General features: G+C 76.4%; 4 protein-coding genes. All 4 read right to left on the reverse strand.

The window, feature by feature from the left end:
* Positions 1-14: 14 nt before the first annotated feature.
* From AOK24_RS34120 to AOK24_RS34135, 4 genes are read right to left on the reverse strand one after another with little or no spacing between them, the layout of a single operon-like run.
* Positions 15-4355, reverse strand: a complete 4341-nt coding sequence (locus AOK24_RS34120) for a non-ribosomal peptide synthetase (protein ID WP_055723879.1) — start codon at positions 4353-4355, stop codon at positions 15-17.
* Entirely contained in the window at positions 4352-7594 is a 3243-nt protein-coding gene (locus AOK24_RS34125) for a non-ribosomal peptide synthetase (protein ID WP_055723880.1), read from the reverse strand. The genes AOK24_RS34120 and AOK24_RS34125 overlap by 4 nt, the downstream gene beginning before the upstream one ends.
* Positions 7595-7600: 6 nt before the next feature.
* Positions 7601-9160, reverse strand: a complete 1560-nt coding sequence (locus AOK24_RS34130) for an amino acid adenylation domain-containing protein (RefSeq protein ID WP_055723881.1) — start codon at positions 9158-9160, stop codon at positions 7601-7603.
* Positions 9154-16992, reverse strand: a complete 7839-nt coding sequence (locus tag AOK24_RS34135) for a non-ribosomal peptide synthetase (RefSeq protein ID WP_055723882.1) — start codon at positions 16990-16992, stop codon at positions 9154-9156. Before AOK24_RS34135 ends, AOK24_RS34130 begins: the two co-directional genes overlap by 7 nt.
* Positions 16993-17001: the final 9 nt, after the last annotated feature.

Raw genomic sequence — 17001 nt, forward strand, 5'->3', positions numbered from 1 at the left:
GGCGGCGGGCGCGCTCACGGGGCGACGGGAGCGGAGGGCAGCGCCGGCAGCGTCACGAACCGGGCCGGGATCTGGTAGTCGGGCAGCCGCTCGGCGAGGAACTCCACGAGCTCGAACGGACCGGGCGCCTCGTCACCCGCCCGGGGCACCAGGTACGCGTGCAGCTGGTCGCCGACGGGCCAGACGGCCGCCTCCGCGATCCGCCCGTGCGCCGTGAGCCGGGCCCGCGTCTCGTGCGGGGCGACCCGGAAACCGGCCACCGTCGGCCAGTCGCCGGCCGGGCCGAGCACCGCGAACCCGCCGTCGGCGTCCCGCCGTGCCCGCCGGCCGGTCGGAGCGGGAGCGCCCGCCCCGGCGAGGCCGAGGTGCAGCTCGCCCGGGATGCCGGGCGGCAGCGGCTCGCCGTTGCGGTCCAGGACCACCGCGACCACCCCGGGCAGCGGGGCACCCACCGGGACGAGCACCTCCTCGCCCGCCCCGGACGCCTCAGGGGCGCGGCACAGCGCGATCGGCAGCTCCGGCGTGCCGAACCCGGTCGCCAGGCGCGGCCCGCCCGCCGAGGGGCGCAGCGCCGCCGGGGCGATGTCGGGGCCGAGCACCAGAAGCGCCGTACAGCCGCCGGCGAGCGCCTCACCGTGGTGCGCCAGCAGGGAGTTGGCCGTCGTGTCGGGCAGCAGCAGCGCCGAGAACGGCTCCTCCGCGGCGCGCAGGACGGCGGCCACCCCGGCCGCCGTGGTGGTGTCCTCGTCCGCCAGCACCAGGGTGCCGCCCCGGCCCAGCGTCGTCCACACCTCGACCGGGAACAGCGGATCGGACACGGGCGCCGCCCGCAGGACCCGTCCGGCGTCCAGGCCGAGGGCGTCGAGCGCGTCCAGGGCGCAGCGCACCGCGGCGTACGTGAGCTCGCCGTCACCGGTCACGGCCAGGACGTCGGCCGGGACGGGGGAGTGCTCCTGCCGCGCCGGCGCCGTGCCGCCCACCCGGCACGGGACGCCCCGCCGGGCCGCCGCCAGCATCGCCGCGACCAGGTCGGCGCCCGGCCCCGGAGGGACGGTGACCGACTCGCGCGGGCCGGCCGGCAGCCGTACCGACCGGGCGAGGACGTCGAGTTCGCCGTAGGTGACCGGCCCCGACGGCGTGCTCAGCGCCACCGCGTCCGGCCGGCCGGCGATGTGCCGCTCCACCAGGTCCAGCACGGTCTGCCCGGCCGCAGCAGCCGGGGCGGGCTGCGGGGTCACCGCGCCCGTCAGGGGCAGCCGGGACACGGGCGTGTCGGGGGAGGCCAGCGCGGTGCGCAGCAGGTCCCGGTAGGCCTGGGCCATGCGCCGCATGGTCGCGTCGTCGAACAGGTCGGCGGCGTACTCCCACAGGACGGTGATCGACTCGTCCTCGTCGCTCGGGCCGAGGCCGACGCGCTGCTCGGCGCGCGGGATGACCACGATGTTCAGGTCGGCCTTCGCGGAGCCGTTGTGCTCCACGGCCACCTCGCCGCGCAGCCCGGCGAAGTCCAGGTCGGGGACGGCCGAGTCGTGGAAGCTGAACAGCGCCGAGAACAGGGGGTTGCGCGACAGGTCACGCACCGGCGCCAGCGCCTTCACCAGGCGTTGCAGCGGTATGTCCTGCCAGGCGTAGCCCTCGACGGCCGTGGCGTGCACCCGCGCGATCAGTTCCCGGAAGGTGGGGTCGCCGTCGAAGCGGACCCGCATCGGAACCGTGTTGACCATCATCCCGATGAGCCGTTCCGCCTCGCTCAGCCGCCGGTTGGCGACGCCCACGCCCACCACGAGGTCGTCCTGCGCGGTGTAGCGCGACAGCAGCGCCGTGAACCCGCTCAGCATCACCGAGTACAGGGTGACGCCGTGCTCGCGCGCCCGCTCACGCAGGACGGCGTACTCCTCCGGGGCCAGCGAGAACGCCACCATGCCGCCGCGGAAGGTGAACTCCGGCGGGCGGGGCCGGTCGGTCGGCAGCTCCAGCGCCACCGGGGCGCCGTCCAGGACCTCGCGCCAGTGGTCGAGATAGCGCTCCAGGACCGGCCCGTCCAGCCACTCGCGCTGCCAGGCCGCCAGGTCGGCGAACTGGAACGAGGGCTCCGGCAGCCCCGGCCCGGTGCCCTCGGCGAACCCCGTGTAGAGCCGGGTGAGTTCGTCGACGAACACCGCGAACGACCAGCCGTCGTGCACCAGATGGTGTTCCAGGTGCAGCAGCCGGTGCGCGTCGGGCGCCGTGCGCACCACCACCCAGCGGACCAGGGGCGGGCTGTCCAGTTGGAAGGGGCGCGCCTTCTCCCGCCGGGTCAGCTCCCGCCAGGCGTCCTCCCGCTCCGCCTCGGGCAGCGCCGACAGGTCGACCAGCGGGATCTCCAGCTCGATGCCGTCCATGTCCACCGGACACTGCGCGGGCACCCCGTCGATCTCGCGGAAACCGGTACGGAAGATCTCGTGCCGGCGCACCAGCTCGGTCAGCGCCGCGCGCAGGGCCGCCAGGTCCAGCGGACCGTTCAGCATCAGCGCCGCCTGCACCCGGTAGGCGGGATTGAGGGGGGAGAGCTGCTCCAGGTACCAGATGCGCTCCTGCGGATACGACAGCGGCAGTGGCCGGGAGCGGTCCGCCCGGCGCAGCGCCGGCGGCGCCGGGGCCGCCCCGTCCCCGCCGCGCGCGCCACCGTCGAGGAACCGGCCGATCTCCTCGGCCGTCGTCCTGCGGTACAGCTCCGACAGCGGTACGTCCGTGCCGAACGCGTCGCGGATCCGCGCGGCCAGCCGGCCCACCAGCAGGGAGTGCCCGCCCAGCCGGAAGAAGTCGTCACGCGCGCCGACCTCGGCGCCGCCCAGCAGCTCCGACATGAAGCCGACGACGGCACGCTCGGTGTCCGTCGCGGGCCGCGCGCGCTCCCCGTCCAGACCGGTGCTGGCCCGGTTGTGGCGCGGCAGCGCCTCGCGGTCCACCTTGCCGCTCGGCGTCAGCGGCAGCTCGGGCAGCACGACGACGGCCGCCGGCACCATGTGCGCCGGCAGACCGCGCGCACACCACTCGCGCAGCTCCGGCACCGCCGTGTCGGCGGGCGCGGCGACGTAGCCGACGAGGATGCCGTCCCGGGGGACGACCACCGCGTCGGTCACCGCCGGATGGGCGCGCAGCACCTCGGCGATCTCGCCGGGCTCGACCCGGAACCCGCGGATCTTGACCTGGTGGTCGGCGCGCCCCACGTAGGCGTAGCGCCCGTCGGGCAGCCGCCGGGCGAGGTCGCCGGTGCGGTAGGCGCGCCCGCCGCCCTCGGCCGGCACGAACCGTTCGGCGGTCAGGGCCGGCCTGCCGTGGTAGCCGCGGGTGACACCGGCGCCGGAGACCACCAGCTCGCCCACCTCCCCGTCGGCCACCGGCAGCCCGTCGGCGTCGAGCAGGGCGAGCCGCACCCCGGCGATCGGGGACCCGATGTCGGGCGTGCCGGAACCCAGCACGTCACCGGAGGTCGCGCAGATGGACGTCTCGGTGGGCCCGTAGGCGTTGATCATCCGCCGCCCCCGCCCCCACCGCGCGGCGACCTCGGCGGGCAGCGCCTCACCGGCGCACACCACCGTGCGCAGCGCCGGCAGCTCGGCCTGCGGTACGGCGGCGGCGACCGACGGCGGCAGCACGGCGACGCTCACCCGGCCCTCGGCCAGCAGGCGCACCAGGCCGGGCCCCGGCACCACGCTGTCCGGCCCGGCGAGCACCAGGGACGCGCCCGCGGTGAGCGCGATGCCCGTCTCGCACACGGACGCGTCGAAGCTCGACGGCGCGAACTGGAGCACCCGGTCGGCGGCGGTCACCCCCCACTCGTCCCGCATCCCGGCGACCGTCGCCGCGACACTGCCGTGCTCGACGAGCACCCCCTTGGGGCGGCCCGTGGAGCCGGAGGTGTAGATGACGTACGCGAGATCGCGGGCGCCGCGCCGGGGCAGCTCCACGGCGGGGGCGTCGGAGCCGTCGGGGGCGTCGGGGGACAGCAGCCGGACCCCGTCCGGCAGGACCCGCGCGGCCGTCTCGTCCGCGATCACCAGACCGGCACCGGAGTCGCGGAGCATGTACTCCAGCCGGTCGCGCGGATAGGCCGGGTCCAGCGGGACCCAGGCGCCGCCCGCCCGCATCACCGCGAGCAGGGCGACGACCAGGGCGGGACCGCGCCCGACACTGACCCCGACCAGGTCGTCGGGACCGGTGCCGGCGGCGATCAGCCGGTGCGCCAGCCGGGCGGAGCGCCGCTCCAGCTCGGCGTAGGTCAGGGCGGCGCCGGCCCAGTGCAGGGCCGGGGCCTCGGGGGTGCGGGCGGCGTGCGCAAGGAACGCCTCGTGCAGCGGAAGGGGTGCCTTCATCGCGTGGTACCTCGTTCGGTGTCCGCGTGGTGGGGGGTGGGTGCCGTCTGCGCGAGGAGGCGCAGGGCCTCCTCCTCCGGCATGGCCTCGATCTCGGCGAGGAGCAGCTCGTGCACGCGTTCCGCGGTGGCGGCGACGGTCGGGCACTCGAAGACCACGCTGAGCGGCAGGTGGGCGCCGAACGCGCGGCGCATCCGGTTGACGGCGCGGGTGGCCAGCAGGGAGTGGCCGCCCAGGGCGAAGAAGTCGTCCAGGACACCGATCCGGGGCACGCCGAGGGCCTCCGCCCAGATCCCGGCGATGACCTCCTCGGTCTCGTCGCGCGGGGCGACGTGGCCGGTGTCGTCGACGTCCGCCGGGTCCGGCTCGGGCAGGGCTGCGGGGCTCAGCTTGCCGCTGGCCGAGCGGGGCAGGGCGGGCAGCACGGTGACGCTGGACGGCACCGCGTAGCCGGGCAGCCGCGCCAGCAGGTCCTCGCGCAGCTCCCGCACCGTGACCGGGGCGTCCCCGAACACGACGTACGCCGCGAGCCGCAGATCGCCGCCGGCCGCCTTGCGGGCGACCACCGCGGTGTCGGCGACCGCCGGATGAGCGCGCAGCGCGGCCTCCACCTCGCCGAGCTCGATCCGTACGCCGCGCACCTTCACCTGGCGGTCCATGCGCTCCAGGTAGGCGAGGGTGCCGTCCGGGCGCATCCGGCCCCGGTCACCGGTGCGGTACAGGCGCTCACCGGGCCGGTAGGGGTGGGGGACGAAGGCGGCGGCGGTCTTCGCGGGATCGCCGAGGTAGCCGCGGGCCAGCCCGGTGCCGGCGATGCACAGTTCGCCGGGGACGCCGGGCGGCAGCGGCGCGAGCCGGTGGTCGAGGACCAGGACCTCGTTGTTGTCCATGGGCCTGCCGAGGCTGACCGCGCCCTCGCCGGCCTCGTCCTGGGGGCCGCACACCCGGTAGGTGGAGTCGATGGACACCTCGGTGGCGCCCCAGGTGTTGTCCAGGCTCACCGCGTCGCCGAACGCCTCCCGGAAGCGGCGCACCAGGTCAGGGCGCAGCGCCTCGCCGCTGGACAGGACGCTGCGCAGGTGCCCGCGCAGGGCGGCGACGTCGTCGCCGGTCAGCTCCTCCAGGAACAGGTCGAGGACGCTCGGCACGAACTGCACGTGCACGGCCCGGTGCCGGATCGCGGCGTCCGCGATGGCGCGCGGGTCCCGGTGCAGGCCGGGCGGCAGCAGGGCGACCGTGCCGCCGGTCATGAGCGGCCACAGGATCTCCACCGCGGCGTCGTCGAACGGCAGGGTCGTCTTGTGCAGGACGGCGTCACCCGGCCGCAGCCCGTGCCGGCGCTGCATCCACACCATGCGGTTGACCCAGCCCCGGTGGGTGCAGGCGACCCCCTTGGGGCGGCCCGTGGAACCGGACGTGTAGTAGACGGCGCACAGGTGGTCGGGGCGCGTGGCGACCGGCGGCGCCGCGGCGGCGGCGCCCTCGTCGACGGCCAGCGCGACGACGCCCGCCTCCTCGACGGCCGGCGCCCACTGCGGCTCGGCCAGGCAGACGGGGGCGCCCGCGTCGCCGAGCAGGGCGGCCACCCGGGCGGCCGGCGTGGAGGTCTCGATCGGCAGGTAGGCGCCGCCCGCCTTGAGGATGCCGAGGAGGCCCACGACCATGCGGGCCGACCGGTCGACGAGCAGCCCGACCGGCACGTCGGGACCGACACCGTGCCGGGCCAGGTCCCGGGCCACCGCACCCGCCGCGCCCTCCAGCTCGGCGTACGTCATGCGCAGGCCGGCGTCGTCGGTGAGGGCCACCGCGTCCGGGGTGCGGGCGGCCTGCCGGGCGACCAGGTCGTGCAGGCACGCGTCGGGGACGTCGGTGTCCGGGCGCAGGGACAGGGCGCGCAGGGCGTCCTCCTCGGCCGGCGTGAGCAGCGCGATGTCGTCGATCGCCTGGTCGGGCCGGTCCGCGACGTGGGTGAGGAGGCGCTCCAGCCAGGACGCGATCCGGTCCACCGTGGACGCGTCGTACAGGTCGGTGTCCCAGTTCACGCCGCACCACAGGCCGCCCTCGGCCTGCTCGAAGCTGACGCACAGGTCGTACTTGGCGCCCTCGTAGGGGATCGGCAGCTCCGTCACCTCCAGGCCCGGCAGCTGCGGGGCGCGGCGGCGACCGCTGCGGAAGTTGACCAGGATCTGGAAGAGCGGCGTACGGGACGGGTCCCGCTCGGGGGCGAGTTCGCCGACCAGCCGGTCGAAGGGGACCTCCGCGTGCTCGAAGGCGTCCAGGGCCGTGTCCCGCGCCTGGTCGAGGAGGTCACGGAACGTCAGGCCGGGTCCGAGGTCGGCGCGCAGCGGCAGCATGTTGATCAGGACGCCGACGAGCCGCTCGGTCGCCGGGTCGTCCCGGCGCGCGTAGGTGGTGCCGGTGGTGACGTCGCGGCGCCCGGTGTAGCGGTACAGGACCGCCTGGCAGGCGGCCGTCAGCAGCATCGCGGGCGTCGCGCCGCTCGCCCGGCCCAGCTCGCCGAGGCGCCCGGCGACGTCCGGGGGCAGGACGAAGGCGGTACGGCCCGCCCCGCGTCCGGCGCGCACGGCGGGCCGGGGCCGGTCGCCGGGCACCTCGAACGGCGTGAAGTCCTCGAAGGCCTTGCGCCAGTGGTCGAGCCCGGCGGGCACGGCCTCGGCGTCGGCGCGGGCGTCGAGCCGGGCGGCGACCGTGCGGTACTGCTCGGCGGGCGCCGCGAGCGGCGAGGGCTCACCGGCGGTGAACGCGGCGTAGTCGGCGGACAGTTCGTCGTAGAGGACGGCCAGCGACCAGTCGTCGGCGGCGACGTGGTGCACCGTCAGCGCGAGGACGTGCTCCTCGGGCCCCCGGCGCACCAGCAGGGCGCGCAGCGGCAGGTCGGCGGCCAGGTCCAGCGGCTCGGTCGCCTCCCGGGTCAGGAGCGCGTCGAGGGCGTCGTCGTCGGCCGCGCCGGTCTCCCGGAGTCGGAAGGCGTCGGCCGGGCGGACCAGGCCGGAGGGGCGCTCGCCGTCGGCGACGACACAGGTGCGCAGCACCTCGTGGCGGGCGGCCAGCGCGGCCAGCGCGCGGTGCAGCGCGGCCACGTCGAGCGGGCCGGTCAGGCGCAGCCGCAGCGGGATCAGGTAGTCGGACGGGTGGGCGCTGATCTGGTCCACGAACCAGGTGCGCTCCTGGTCGCGGCTCAGAGGGACCGGGACCCCGCGATCGGTGGGGGAGGGCATCAGAGGTCAGATCCTCTCGAACGGGATGACTGGTCCTGCGGGGGCGGCCAGGACCGTGTTCCGGCCGCGCCCCCACTCGGGCTCCGGCAGCCGGTGCCGGTCCGGCTTGCCGTTGACGTCCAGGGGCAGGGCGTCCAGGGCCACGTACTCGGCGGGCAGCATGTGCGCGGGCAGCCGCCCGGCGAGCACCGCGTGGGCGTCGGCCGCCGCGAGCCGGGCCCCGGCCTCGGGCACGACGTAGGCGACGATCCGCTTGTCGCCGGGCGGCGCCTCGCGGGCGACGGCCAGGCAGGCGCGCACCCCGGCCACGTCCAGCAGCGCCGCCTCGATCTCGCCCGGCTCCACCCGGAAGCCGCGCACCTTGACCTGCCGGTCGGCCCGGCCGTGGAACTCCACCACGCCGTCCGCGCGCCGCCGGGCCAGGTCGCCGCTGCGGTAGGCGCGGCCGTCGAGGGTGCCCGGCTCGGTGACGAACCGCTGCGCCGTCAGCTCCGCGCGGCCGTGGTAGCCGCGCGACACCGTGTCCCCGGCGATCCACAGCTCGCCGATCTCGCCGGGCGGCAGCACCCGCCCCGCCTCGTCGACGACGTGGAAGCGGGCGCCCGGTATCGGCCCGCCCAGCGGCAGCGGTGCCTCCACCGCGTCCGGGTCGCTCACCAGGTGCCGGCCGCAGATCACGGTCGTCTCGGTCGGCCCGTACACGTGGGCGACGGTCAGCCCGCTACCGGCGGCCAGCGCGCGGCGCACCCGCTGCGGGGAGACCACGTCGCCGCCGGTCACGACGGTGCGCAGCGAGGCGAGCGCGGCCGGATCGTCGTCCACCACCTGGTGGAACAGGCCCACCGACAGCCACAGGTCGGTCACCCGGTGGGCGGCCAGCACCTCGGCCAGCTCGTCGGCGCCGGACATGTCGTCCGGCGGGAACACCAGCCGGGCGCCCCGCAGCAGCACCCCCCAGGTCTCCAGGACGGACGCGTCGAAGGAGAAGGAACTGGTGCGCAGCATCGAGCGGCCCGGCCCCAGGTCCACGAAGTCCTGGCCGAGGCAGAAGGCGAGCACGTTGCGCTGCTCGACCAGCACCGCCTTGGGCAGGCCCGTCGACCCCGACGTGTACACGGCGTACGCCAGCTCGGCGGGCGCCGCCTCCACCGGCTCCGGGAGGCCGCCCGGACCGTCCGTGAGACGGTCCGGGACGAGCACCTCGCAGCCCGCGAGCCCGCCGGCCAGGCCGTCGGCGGCGTCGGCGGAATCGGCGACCAGCACCCGGACCCCGCTGTCGCGGCACATGTGCGCCAGCCGCTCCGCCGGATACGACAGGTCCAGCGGCACGTACGCCGCCCCCGCCCGCACGACCGCGAGCATCGTCACCACGAACCACGGGGAGGGGCGGGCGGCGATGCCGACCAGCTCCCCGGGCCCTACCCCGTACCGGGCCAGGCGGCGGGCCAGCACACCGGCCCGCGCGTCGAGTTCCCGGTACGTGAGCACTCCGTCGGCGCTCTCCAGCGCCACGGCGTCCGGGGTCTCCCGCACCCAGCGGCGGAAGGCTCCGTCGAGCGTCACCATCGTGCGTCCTCCAGTCCAACGCCCAGTTCGTGCAGCAGTTCGCGCAGGAAGTCCTCTCCGGCATCGGAGTTGGACGTCACCACCAGACCGAGGCCCCGGTCCGGGTCCGCCCAGGTCAGCGAGCGGAAGCCGGGCACACCCCCGGTGTGGCCGAACCAGCGCCGGTCGCCGTAGGGCTTGCCGATCGTGCCGAGGCCGCCCGGCGCGCCGGGCACCGGCCGCAGCATCTCGGCCGCCGCGTCCGCCGTGAGGAACGCGGCCGGACCGCCGGTCACCGCCCGCTGGATCTCGATCGCCACCCGCGCCACGTCCGCGGGCGTCGACCACAGCCCGCCCGCCGCGGACTCCGGGTACAGCCGCCAGCCCTCCGGGTAGGCGGTGCCGTCCGCCCGGTGGTTCAGCGCGACCCGGCCGCCGTAGCGGTGCGGGGCGTCCGGCGCGAAGTCGCTGTCGGCCATCCCCAGCGGATCCAGCACCAGCGCCTTCAGCAGCGCCGGGAACGGCTGCCCCGTGACGTCCTGAAGCACCTGCTGGACGACGCTGTAGTTGCTGCTGGAGTACAGGTAGCCGGAGCCCGGCGCGCTCACCGCGTGCACCGGGGACGACACGGCGGGCGGCCGGCCGTCGAGCACCTCGCGCAGACCCGGCATCCGGTCGCCCCGGCCGTAGCCGTGGTACGCCTGCTCGCCGAGACCCGAGGTGTGGCTCAGGAGGTGACGCAGCGTCACCCCGCCCTCGCCGGGCAGCCGCCAGCCGGTGAGCAGCCGGTCGACGTCCGTGTCCAGGTCGAGCCGGCCCTCCTGGACCAGCCGCATCACGGCGAGCGCGGTGACGTGCTTGCTGATCGAGCCGACCTGGAACAGGGTCCGCGCGTCGACCGGCGCCGGATCGTCCGCGCCGAGCCGCCCGAAGCCCCACGCGCCCCGCAGTTCGGTGTCCGCGACGACCGCGATGCCCACTCCGGGCACCCGGTGGCGCAGCATCGGCAGCAGCGGGGCCGGCGCCCCGGCGAACAGCCGCTCCACGAACGGCTCGACGGGCCGGCGGACCGCGCCGGGCGCCCGGCCGTGGGCCACCAGCGCGCTCAGGCGGCGCAGCTGCCGCCCGGCCAGCTCCTCGACGGTCGCCGCGTCGAAGCGGTCGGCCGCGTAGCGCCACACCACGTGCAGCTCTCCCGCGAGGACCGCCGCGTCGACCTCGACCGGGTGCGCGCGCCGCTGGCCGGGGTCGACCGGCTCGCCCGGGGACTGCGGCAGCGGGCGCAACGGGCCCTCTGCGCCGCCGTCGGTGTCCCGGCGCCCGTGGTAGTTGAAGCAGACCTCGGCGTGCGGGCGGCCTTCGAGGACGGCGCGGGTGGCAGGGCGCAGGTACCGGGCGAGCCCGTGCCCGATGCCCCCGCCGGGCGCGCCGCGCAGATGCTCGCGGACCGCCGCGACCAGCGCCTCGGGGGCGCCGGAGCCGGGCACCGTGACCACGAGGGGCTGCACGCCGGTGAACCAGCCCACCGTGCGCGACAGGTCCACGTCGTCGAAGAGCGCCTCACGGCCGTGCCGTTCGACGTCGACGGCGACGGTGTCCCCGCCGGTCCACCCGGCGATCGTGTCCACGAGCGCCGCCAGCATCAGGTGGTCGGGCTGCGCGCCGTACGCCGCCGACGCCTGCCGCAGCAGCGCCTCGGTCTCGGCCGCCGGCAGCACGACCCGCACGCTGCGGGCCCGGCCCTCGGTGTCCGCCCCGCCGGCCCGGTCCGCCGGCAGCGCCGCGACGGGCGGCGCCGGCAGGGTCCAGTACGCGGCCTCCGCGTCGAAGTCCTCGCTCACCGCGTGCCGCGCCAGGCTTCGCGCCCAGTACTGCACGGACGTCGTCTTGGCGGGCAGGTCGTCGCCCGCGCACAGGGTGGCGAGGTCCTCGGCGAGGATGTTCCACGAGACGGTGTCCACGGCCAGGTGGTGCACGACCAGCAGCAGCCGTCCCGTGCCCCGCAGCAGGACCGCCCGCAGCAGCGGCCCGTGGACCAGGTCGAGCCCGGCGTGCGCGGCCTCCACGGCCGCCGCCTCCTCCTCGGCCGTGTCCACCACGGTGAGCAGGTCGGCGGGCTCGTCCCCGGCGAGGTACTGCCGGGGGCCGTCCACCTCACGGGTCCAGCGCAGCCTGAGCGCGTCGTGGTGCCCGACGAGCGCCGCGAGCGCCGTGCGCAGGGTGTCCGCGCCGACCTCCTCGGGGACGGCGAGCAGCAGCGACTGGTTGAAGCGGTCCAGCAGCCCCAGCTCGGCGTAGCGCGCCTGGATCGGCCCGAGCGGCACCTCGCCGGTGACCGGGCCCTGCTCCGCGTGGACCTCCACCGCACGGCCCCGGGAGGCCGCCGCGTCCACCGCCGCCGCCAGCTCCGCGACCGTCGGATGCTCGAACACCATCCGCGGGGTGAGCGCGAGACCCGCCTCACGGGCCCGGGCGACGGTGTGGATCAACAGGATCGAATCGCCGCCCATGACCCGGAAGTTGTCGTGCACACCGACCCTCTCGGCGCGCAGCACCCGCGCCCAGATCCCGGCCAGCGCCTCCTCGGTCGGGGTGCGCGGCGCGACGTACGACCCGCCCGGGCCGCCCGCCTCGGGGGCCGGGTCGGGCAGCGCGGCCCGGTCCACCTTGCCGTTCGCGTTGAGCGGGACGGCGTCCACCGCCACGAAGGCGTTCGGCACCAGCGCGTCGGGCAGTTCGGCCCGCAGCGCCGCGCGCAGCACCTCGGCCGCGACGCCGCCCGTGGTGTAGCCGACGAGGACCTTCGCCCCGTCCACCGCGCGCACGTCCACGACCGCGTCCCGCACACCCGGCGCCCGGCGCAGCGCGTCCTCGATCTCGCCGAGTTCGACGCGCACCCCGCCGATCTTCACCTGGTGGTCGGTGCGCCCGCCGAACTCCAGCGTGCCGTCGGCCCGCCACCGCCCCAGGTCGCCGGTGCGGTACAGGCGGGCGCCGGGCGGCCCGAACGGGTCGGGCACGAACCGCTCGGCGGTCAGCGCCGGACGCCCGTGATAGCCGCGGGCCAGACCGGTGCCGCCGATGAACAGCTCCCCGGCGACCCCGACCGGCAGCGGCGCCAGCTCCTCGTCGAGGACGTACACGGTGTTGTTGTCGAACGGCCGGCCCAGGCTGACCGCGCCGCCCTCGGCCGCCGCGTCCGCCGCGCCGCACACATGGAAGGTCGAGTCGATGGACACCTCGGTGGCGCCCCACGTGTTGTCCAGGCTCACCCGGTCCCCGAACAGCTCGAGGAACCGCCGCACCAGGGCGGGGCGCAGCGCCTCACCGCTGGTCAGCACGGACCGCAGCCGCCCCATCTGCTGGGCCGACTCCACGGTCAGCACGTCGAGGAACACCTCCAGCACGCTGGGCACGAACTGCACGTGCACCACCCCGTACCGGGTGACCGCCTCGGCGATCGCGTGGGTGTCGCGGTGCGCGCCCGGCGCGAGCAGCACCACCTGCCCGCCGGTCATCAGCGGCCACAGGATCTCCACGGCCGCGTCGTCGAACGTGAGCGTCGTCTTGTGCAGCACCGCGTCACCCGGCCGCAGGCCGTGCCGCCGCTGCATCCACCACATCCGGTTCACCCACCCCTGGTGCGTGGAGGCCACGCCCTTGGGGCGCCCGGTGGAGCCGGAGGTGTAGTACAGCGAGCACAGGTCGGCGGGCAGCGCGTCCGCCACCGGGCCGTGCGCGGGCGCGTCCGGCCACTCGGCGGGGTCGTCCAGCGCCAGCACCGGCACCGCCGTGTCCGCGCCGCGCGGCAGCGAGGCGAGCAGGTGCCGCTGGGTGAGCACGGCCCGCGCCTGCGCGTCGGCGAGCACGTACGCCTGACGGCGCACCGGGTGCTCGGGGTCCACGGGCACGAACGCCGCGCCCGCCTTGAGGATGCCCAGCAGCCCGATCACGTGCTCCAGGGAGCGTTCGGTGCACAGCGCCACCAGCGTGCCCGCGCCCGCCCCGAGGCCACGCAGCCGCCGCGCGACCCGGTCGGCGCGCGCGTCCAGCTCCGCGTACGTCAGCCCGTCGCCGCCGAAGCGGACGGCCGTCGCCTGCGGGGTGCGCGCGGCCTGCTCCTCGATCAGGGAGTGCAGGGTGCGCCCGGCGGGGAAGTCCGCGCCGGTGGCGTTCCAGCCGCGCACGACCAGCTCGCGTTCCCGGTCCGACAGCAGGGACAGCTCCGCGACGCTGCCGCGCTCCTCGGTGAGCTCGCCCAGCAGCCGCACGGTCTGCTCCAGGAGCCGGCTCGCGGTGGCCGCGTCGAACCGCGACAGGTCGCAGGTCAGCTCCAGGGTGAGCGCGCCCGAGCGCACGGCCTCCAGGACCAGCGGGTAGCCGGTGTCGCGGACCTCGGTGTCCGGGACGGGACTGACCCCCTCGGGCAGCGCGGAGTCACCGACGTCCGTGAACACGACGAGGCTGTCGAACAGGCGGCGCCCGCCCGGCACGTCGCTGACCCGCTGGATGTCGCCCAGCGCGAGGTGCTCGCGCCCGGCGAGGTCGGTGATCCGCTCGTGCACCGCCCGCAGCAGCCCGGTCGGGGAGAGCCCCGGGTCCGTGTCGAGGCGCAGCGGCAGGGTGTTCATCAGCAGCCCCACCATCCGCTCGATGCCGGGGACGTCACCGAAGCGGCCGGAGAGCGTCGTGCCGAAGACGACGTCGCGCTCCCCGCCCGCGCGGCTCAGCAGGACCGCCCACGCCGCGTGCACCAGGGTTGCCACGGTGACGTGGTGACGGCGGGCGGCGTCCTCCAGCGCGCCGAGCAACTCCGGTGCCACGGTGTGCCGTTCGGTGAGCGAGCCCGCGCTCACCCCGGTGGGGCGGCTGCCCGGCAGCGGGGTGGGCCGGGTGAACCCGGCCAGCGCCGTCCGCCAGTACCCGAGGCCCCGGCCGTCGTCGTCCGTGTCCTGCGCGGCGTGCCCGGCGAGCAGGGCCAGGTAGTCGCGGTAGCGCGGCGGGGGCGGCGCGTCCGGCAGGCGGCCGGTGTCGCGCAGGTGCCGGTAGGCGTCGAACGCCTCGGCGAACAGGGCGTGCAGGCTCCAGCCGTCGAACACGATGTGGTGGGTGGTCCACACGAACCGCCACCGCTCGGGCCCGGTGCGGATCAGCAGGAAGCGGGCGGGCGGCGCGGCGGACAGGTCGAAGACGGTGTGCCGCTCCGCGTCGGTCAGCTCCGCGAGCCGCTCGGCGCGCCGCTCCTCGGGCAGGTCCGTCAGGTCGGCCCGCACGAACACGGGCGGCGCCGAGGCGAGGACCACCTGCACCGGGTGCGGCAGGCCCGCCCAGTGGAAGGTGGAGCGCAGGATGGTGTGCCGGGCGGTCAGATGGCGCCAGGCCGCCTCGAAGGCGTCGGCGTCGCTGTCGCCGGCCAGGTCGACGTCGACCGCGAACGCCCGCACATAGTCGCCGCTCTCCGCGAGGGTGTGCAGCAGCAGACCCGTCTGGAGCGGGGACAGCGGCAGCACGTCCTCGACTGCGCCTGGACCGGCCGCCTCCAGCAGCCCGGCCAGGTCGTCCGCCTCCAGCGGGGCGAGCGCGAAGGGCCGGTCCGGTGCGCCGGACGCGCGGGCCGGGGCCGGTTCCAGGGCGGCGAGCGCCTCGACCGTGGGGTGGGCGAAGATCTGGCGGGTGGTCAGGGCGATGCCCCGCTCGCGGGCGCGGGCGGTGACCATGACGGCCTTGACGGAGGTGCCGCCGAGCGCGAAGAAGTCGTCGGTGACACCGACCTCGGGCACCCCGAGGACCTCCCGCCACACGTCCGCCAGCGCCTGTTCCGGCGCGGTGCGCGGGGCGATACGGCGTGCCGGGTCCGACGGTCCGGCGTCCGGCGCGGGCAGCGCCGCCCGGTCCACCTTCCCGGCGGGGCTGAGCGGCATGCGGTCCAGCACGATCAGCCGGGCCGGCACCATCGCCCGGGGCAGCTCCTCCCGCAGGAACCCGCGGACCTGCGCGACATCCAGGCCGCGCCCGGTCAGATGGGCGGCGAGGAACGCCTCGCCGGCGTCGTCGTGCCACACCGTCACGGCGGCGCCCGTCACGTCCGGGTGCCGGGCGAGGACCTCCTCGATCTCGCCCAGCTCGATCCGGTGGCCGCTGACCTTCACCTGGTGGTCGGTCCGCCCCAGGTAGCGCAGCCGCCCGTCCGTGCGCCGGGCCACGAGGTCGCCGGTGCGGTACAGGCGGGCGCCGGGCGGCCCGAACGGGTCGGGCACGAACCGCTCGGCGGTCAGCGCCGCACGCCCGTGGTAGCCGCGCGCCACCCCGGCGCCGCCCAGGAACAGTTCGCCCGGCGCGCCGTCCGGCATCGGGCGCAGGGCGTCGTCCAGGACGTGCGCGCTGTAGTTGACGAGCGGGCGGCCGACGGTGATCTCGTCGCTGTCGGCGGTGATCTCCTCGCAGGTGGCCCAGACGGTCGCCTCGGTCGGCCCGTAGACGTTGACCAGCCGGGGCAGCAGCGCCGTGAGGCGCCGGGCCAGCCGGTCCGGCAGCGCCTCGCCGCCGGTCAGCCCCACCCGGACCCCGTCCCCGGCGCCGAACCCGGCCGCCAGCAGCAGGCGCCAGCCCGACGGGGTGGCCTGGACGTGCGTCACCCGGTGCGCGCGCACCAGCTCCCGCTGCGCGGCGCCGTCCCAGCGGTCCTCCTCGGGGACCACGACGACCCGGCCGCCCGTGGTGAGCGGCAGGAGCAGCTCGACGGTGGAGATGTCGAACGACAGGGCGGTCAGCCCCAGCCACACGTCGTCCGGCGAGGAGCCCAGCACCTCGCCCATCGCCGCGATCAGCAGCGCCAGGGAGCGGTGCGAGACCTCGACGCCCTTGGGGCGCCCGGTGGAGCCGGACGTGTAGAGCACGTAGGCGAGGTCGTCGGGCAGCACCGTGGGTCCGGCACTGCCCGGGTCGGTGCCCGCGTCCTCGACACGCACCACGGCCGCACAGGCGTCCAGGAGCGTGGCCGGCGTCTCCCCGGAGACCAGCAGGACCGTCGCGCCGGAGTCCGCCACGACGTACGCGGCCCGCTCGGCCGGGTACTCCGGGTCCAGCGGCACGTACGCCGCGCCCGCCCGCCACACGGCGGACACGGCCACCAGCAGGTCGGCGGAGCGCTCCACACGCACCGCCACCCGGTCGCCCGCCCCGGCCCCGGCGGCCCGCAGCAGCGCGGCCAGTCCGGCGGCGCGGGCGTCGAGTTCGCCGTACGTCAGCGACCGGCCGCCGGAGACGACGGCGACCGCGTCGGGGGTGCGTGCCGTCTGGGCGGCGAGCATCGCGGGCACGCTGGTGGCGTGCGGGAACTCCCGGGTGGGCGCGATGCCCGCCCCGGCGTACTCGTCGCCGGGCACGGCGGACAGGTCGCGCAGCCGGGCCTCGGGGCGGTCCGCGAACGCGGTGAGCAGGTGGCCGAGGGAGGCCAGCAGCCGTTCGGCGTCCGCCGGGTCGACCCGGTCGTCCTCGTGGATCAGCTCCAGGACGGCACCCGTCGCCGCGAAGCGGGCGTTGAGCATCAGCGGGAAGCCGCTGCTCTGCCGCACCCGGCCCATCCGTACGTCGAGCCCGCCGAGGTCGGCGCGGGGGACGGGCGCGAGGTTCTGGAAGACGACGATGCTGTCGAACAGCAGCCGCTCGCGCGGCACCGCGGACCAGCCGTGCACGTCGGACAGGGCGCAGTGCTCGACGTCCCGCAGCCCGGCGAGCTGCCCGCCGAGCCGGCCGAGCCAGTCGCCGAGGGTCTCGTTCTCGTCCCACCGCACCCGCACCGGCACGGTGTTGGTGAGCAGCCCCACCATGCGCTCGACCTGCGGCAGGTCCATGGACCTGCC

The organism is Streptomyces niveiscabiei (assembly GCF_001419795.1).
In the GTDB taxonomy this organism is placed as follows: domain Bacteria; phylum Actinomycetota; class Actinomycetes; order Streptomycetales; family Streptomycetaceae; genus Streptomyces; species Streptomyces niveiscabiei.

Coding starts and splice junctions, on each gene's coding strand:
- AOK24_RS34120 (WP_055723879.1), bottom strand. CDS start 4,355: ATGAAGGCACCCCTTCCGCTGCACGAGGCGTTCCTTGCGCACGCCGCC.
- AOK24_RS34125 (WP_055723880.1), bottom strand. CDS start 7,594: ATGCCCTCCCCCACCGATCGCGGGGTCCCGGTCCCTCTGAGCCGCGAC.
- AOK24_RS34130 (WP_055723881.1), bottom strand. CDS start 9,160: ATGGTGACGCTCGACGGAGCCTTCCGCCGCTGGGTGCGGGAGACCCCG.
- AOK24_RS34135 (WP_055723882.1), bottom strand. CDS start 16,992: ATGGACCTGCCGCAGGTCGAGCGCATGGTGGGGCTGCTCACCAACACC.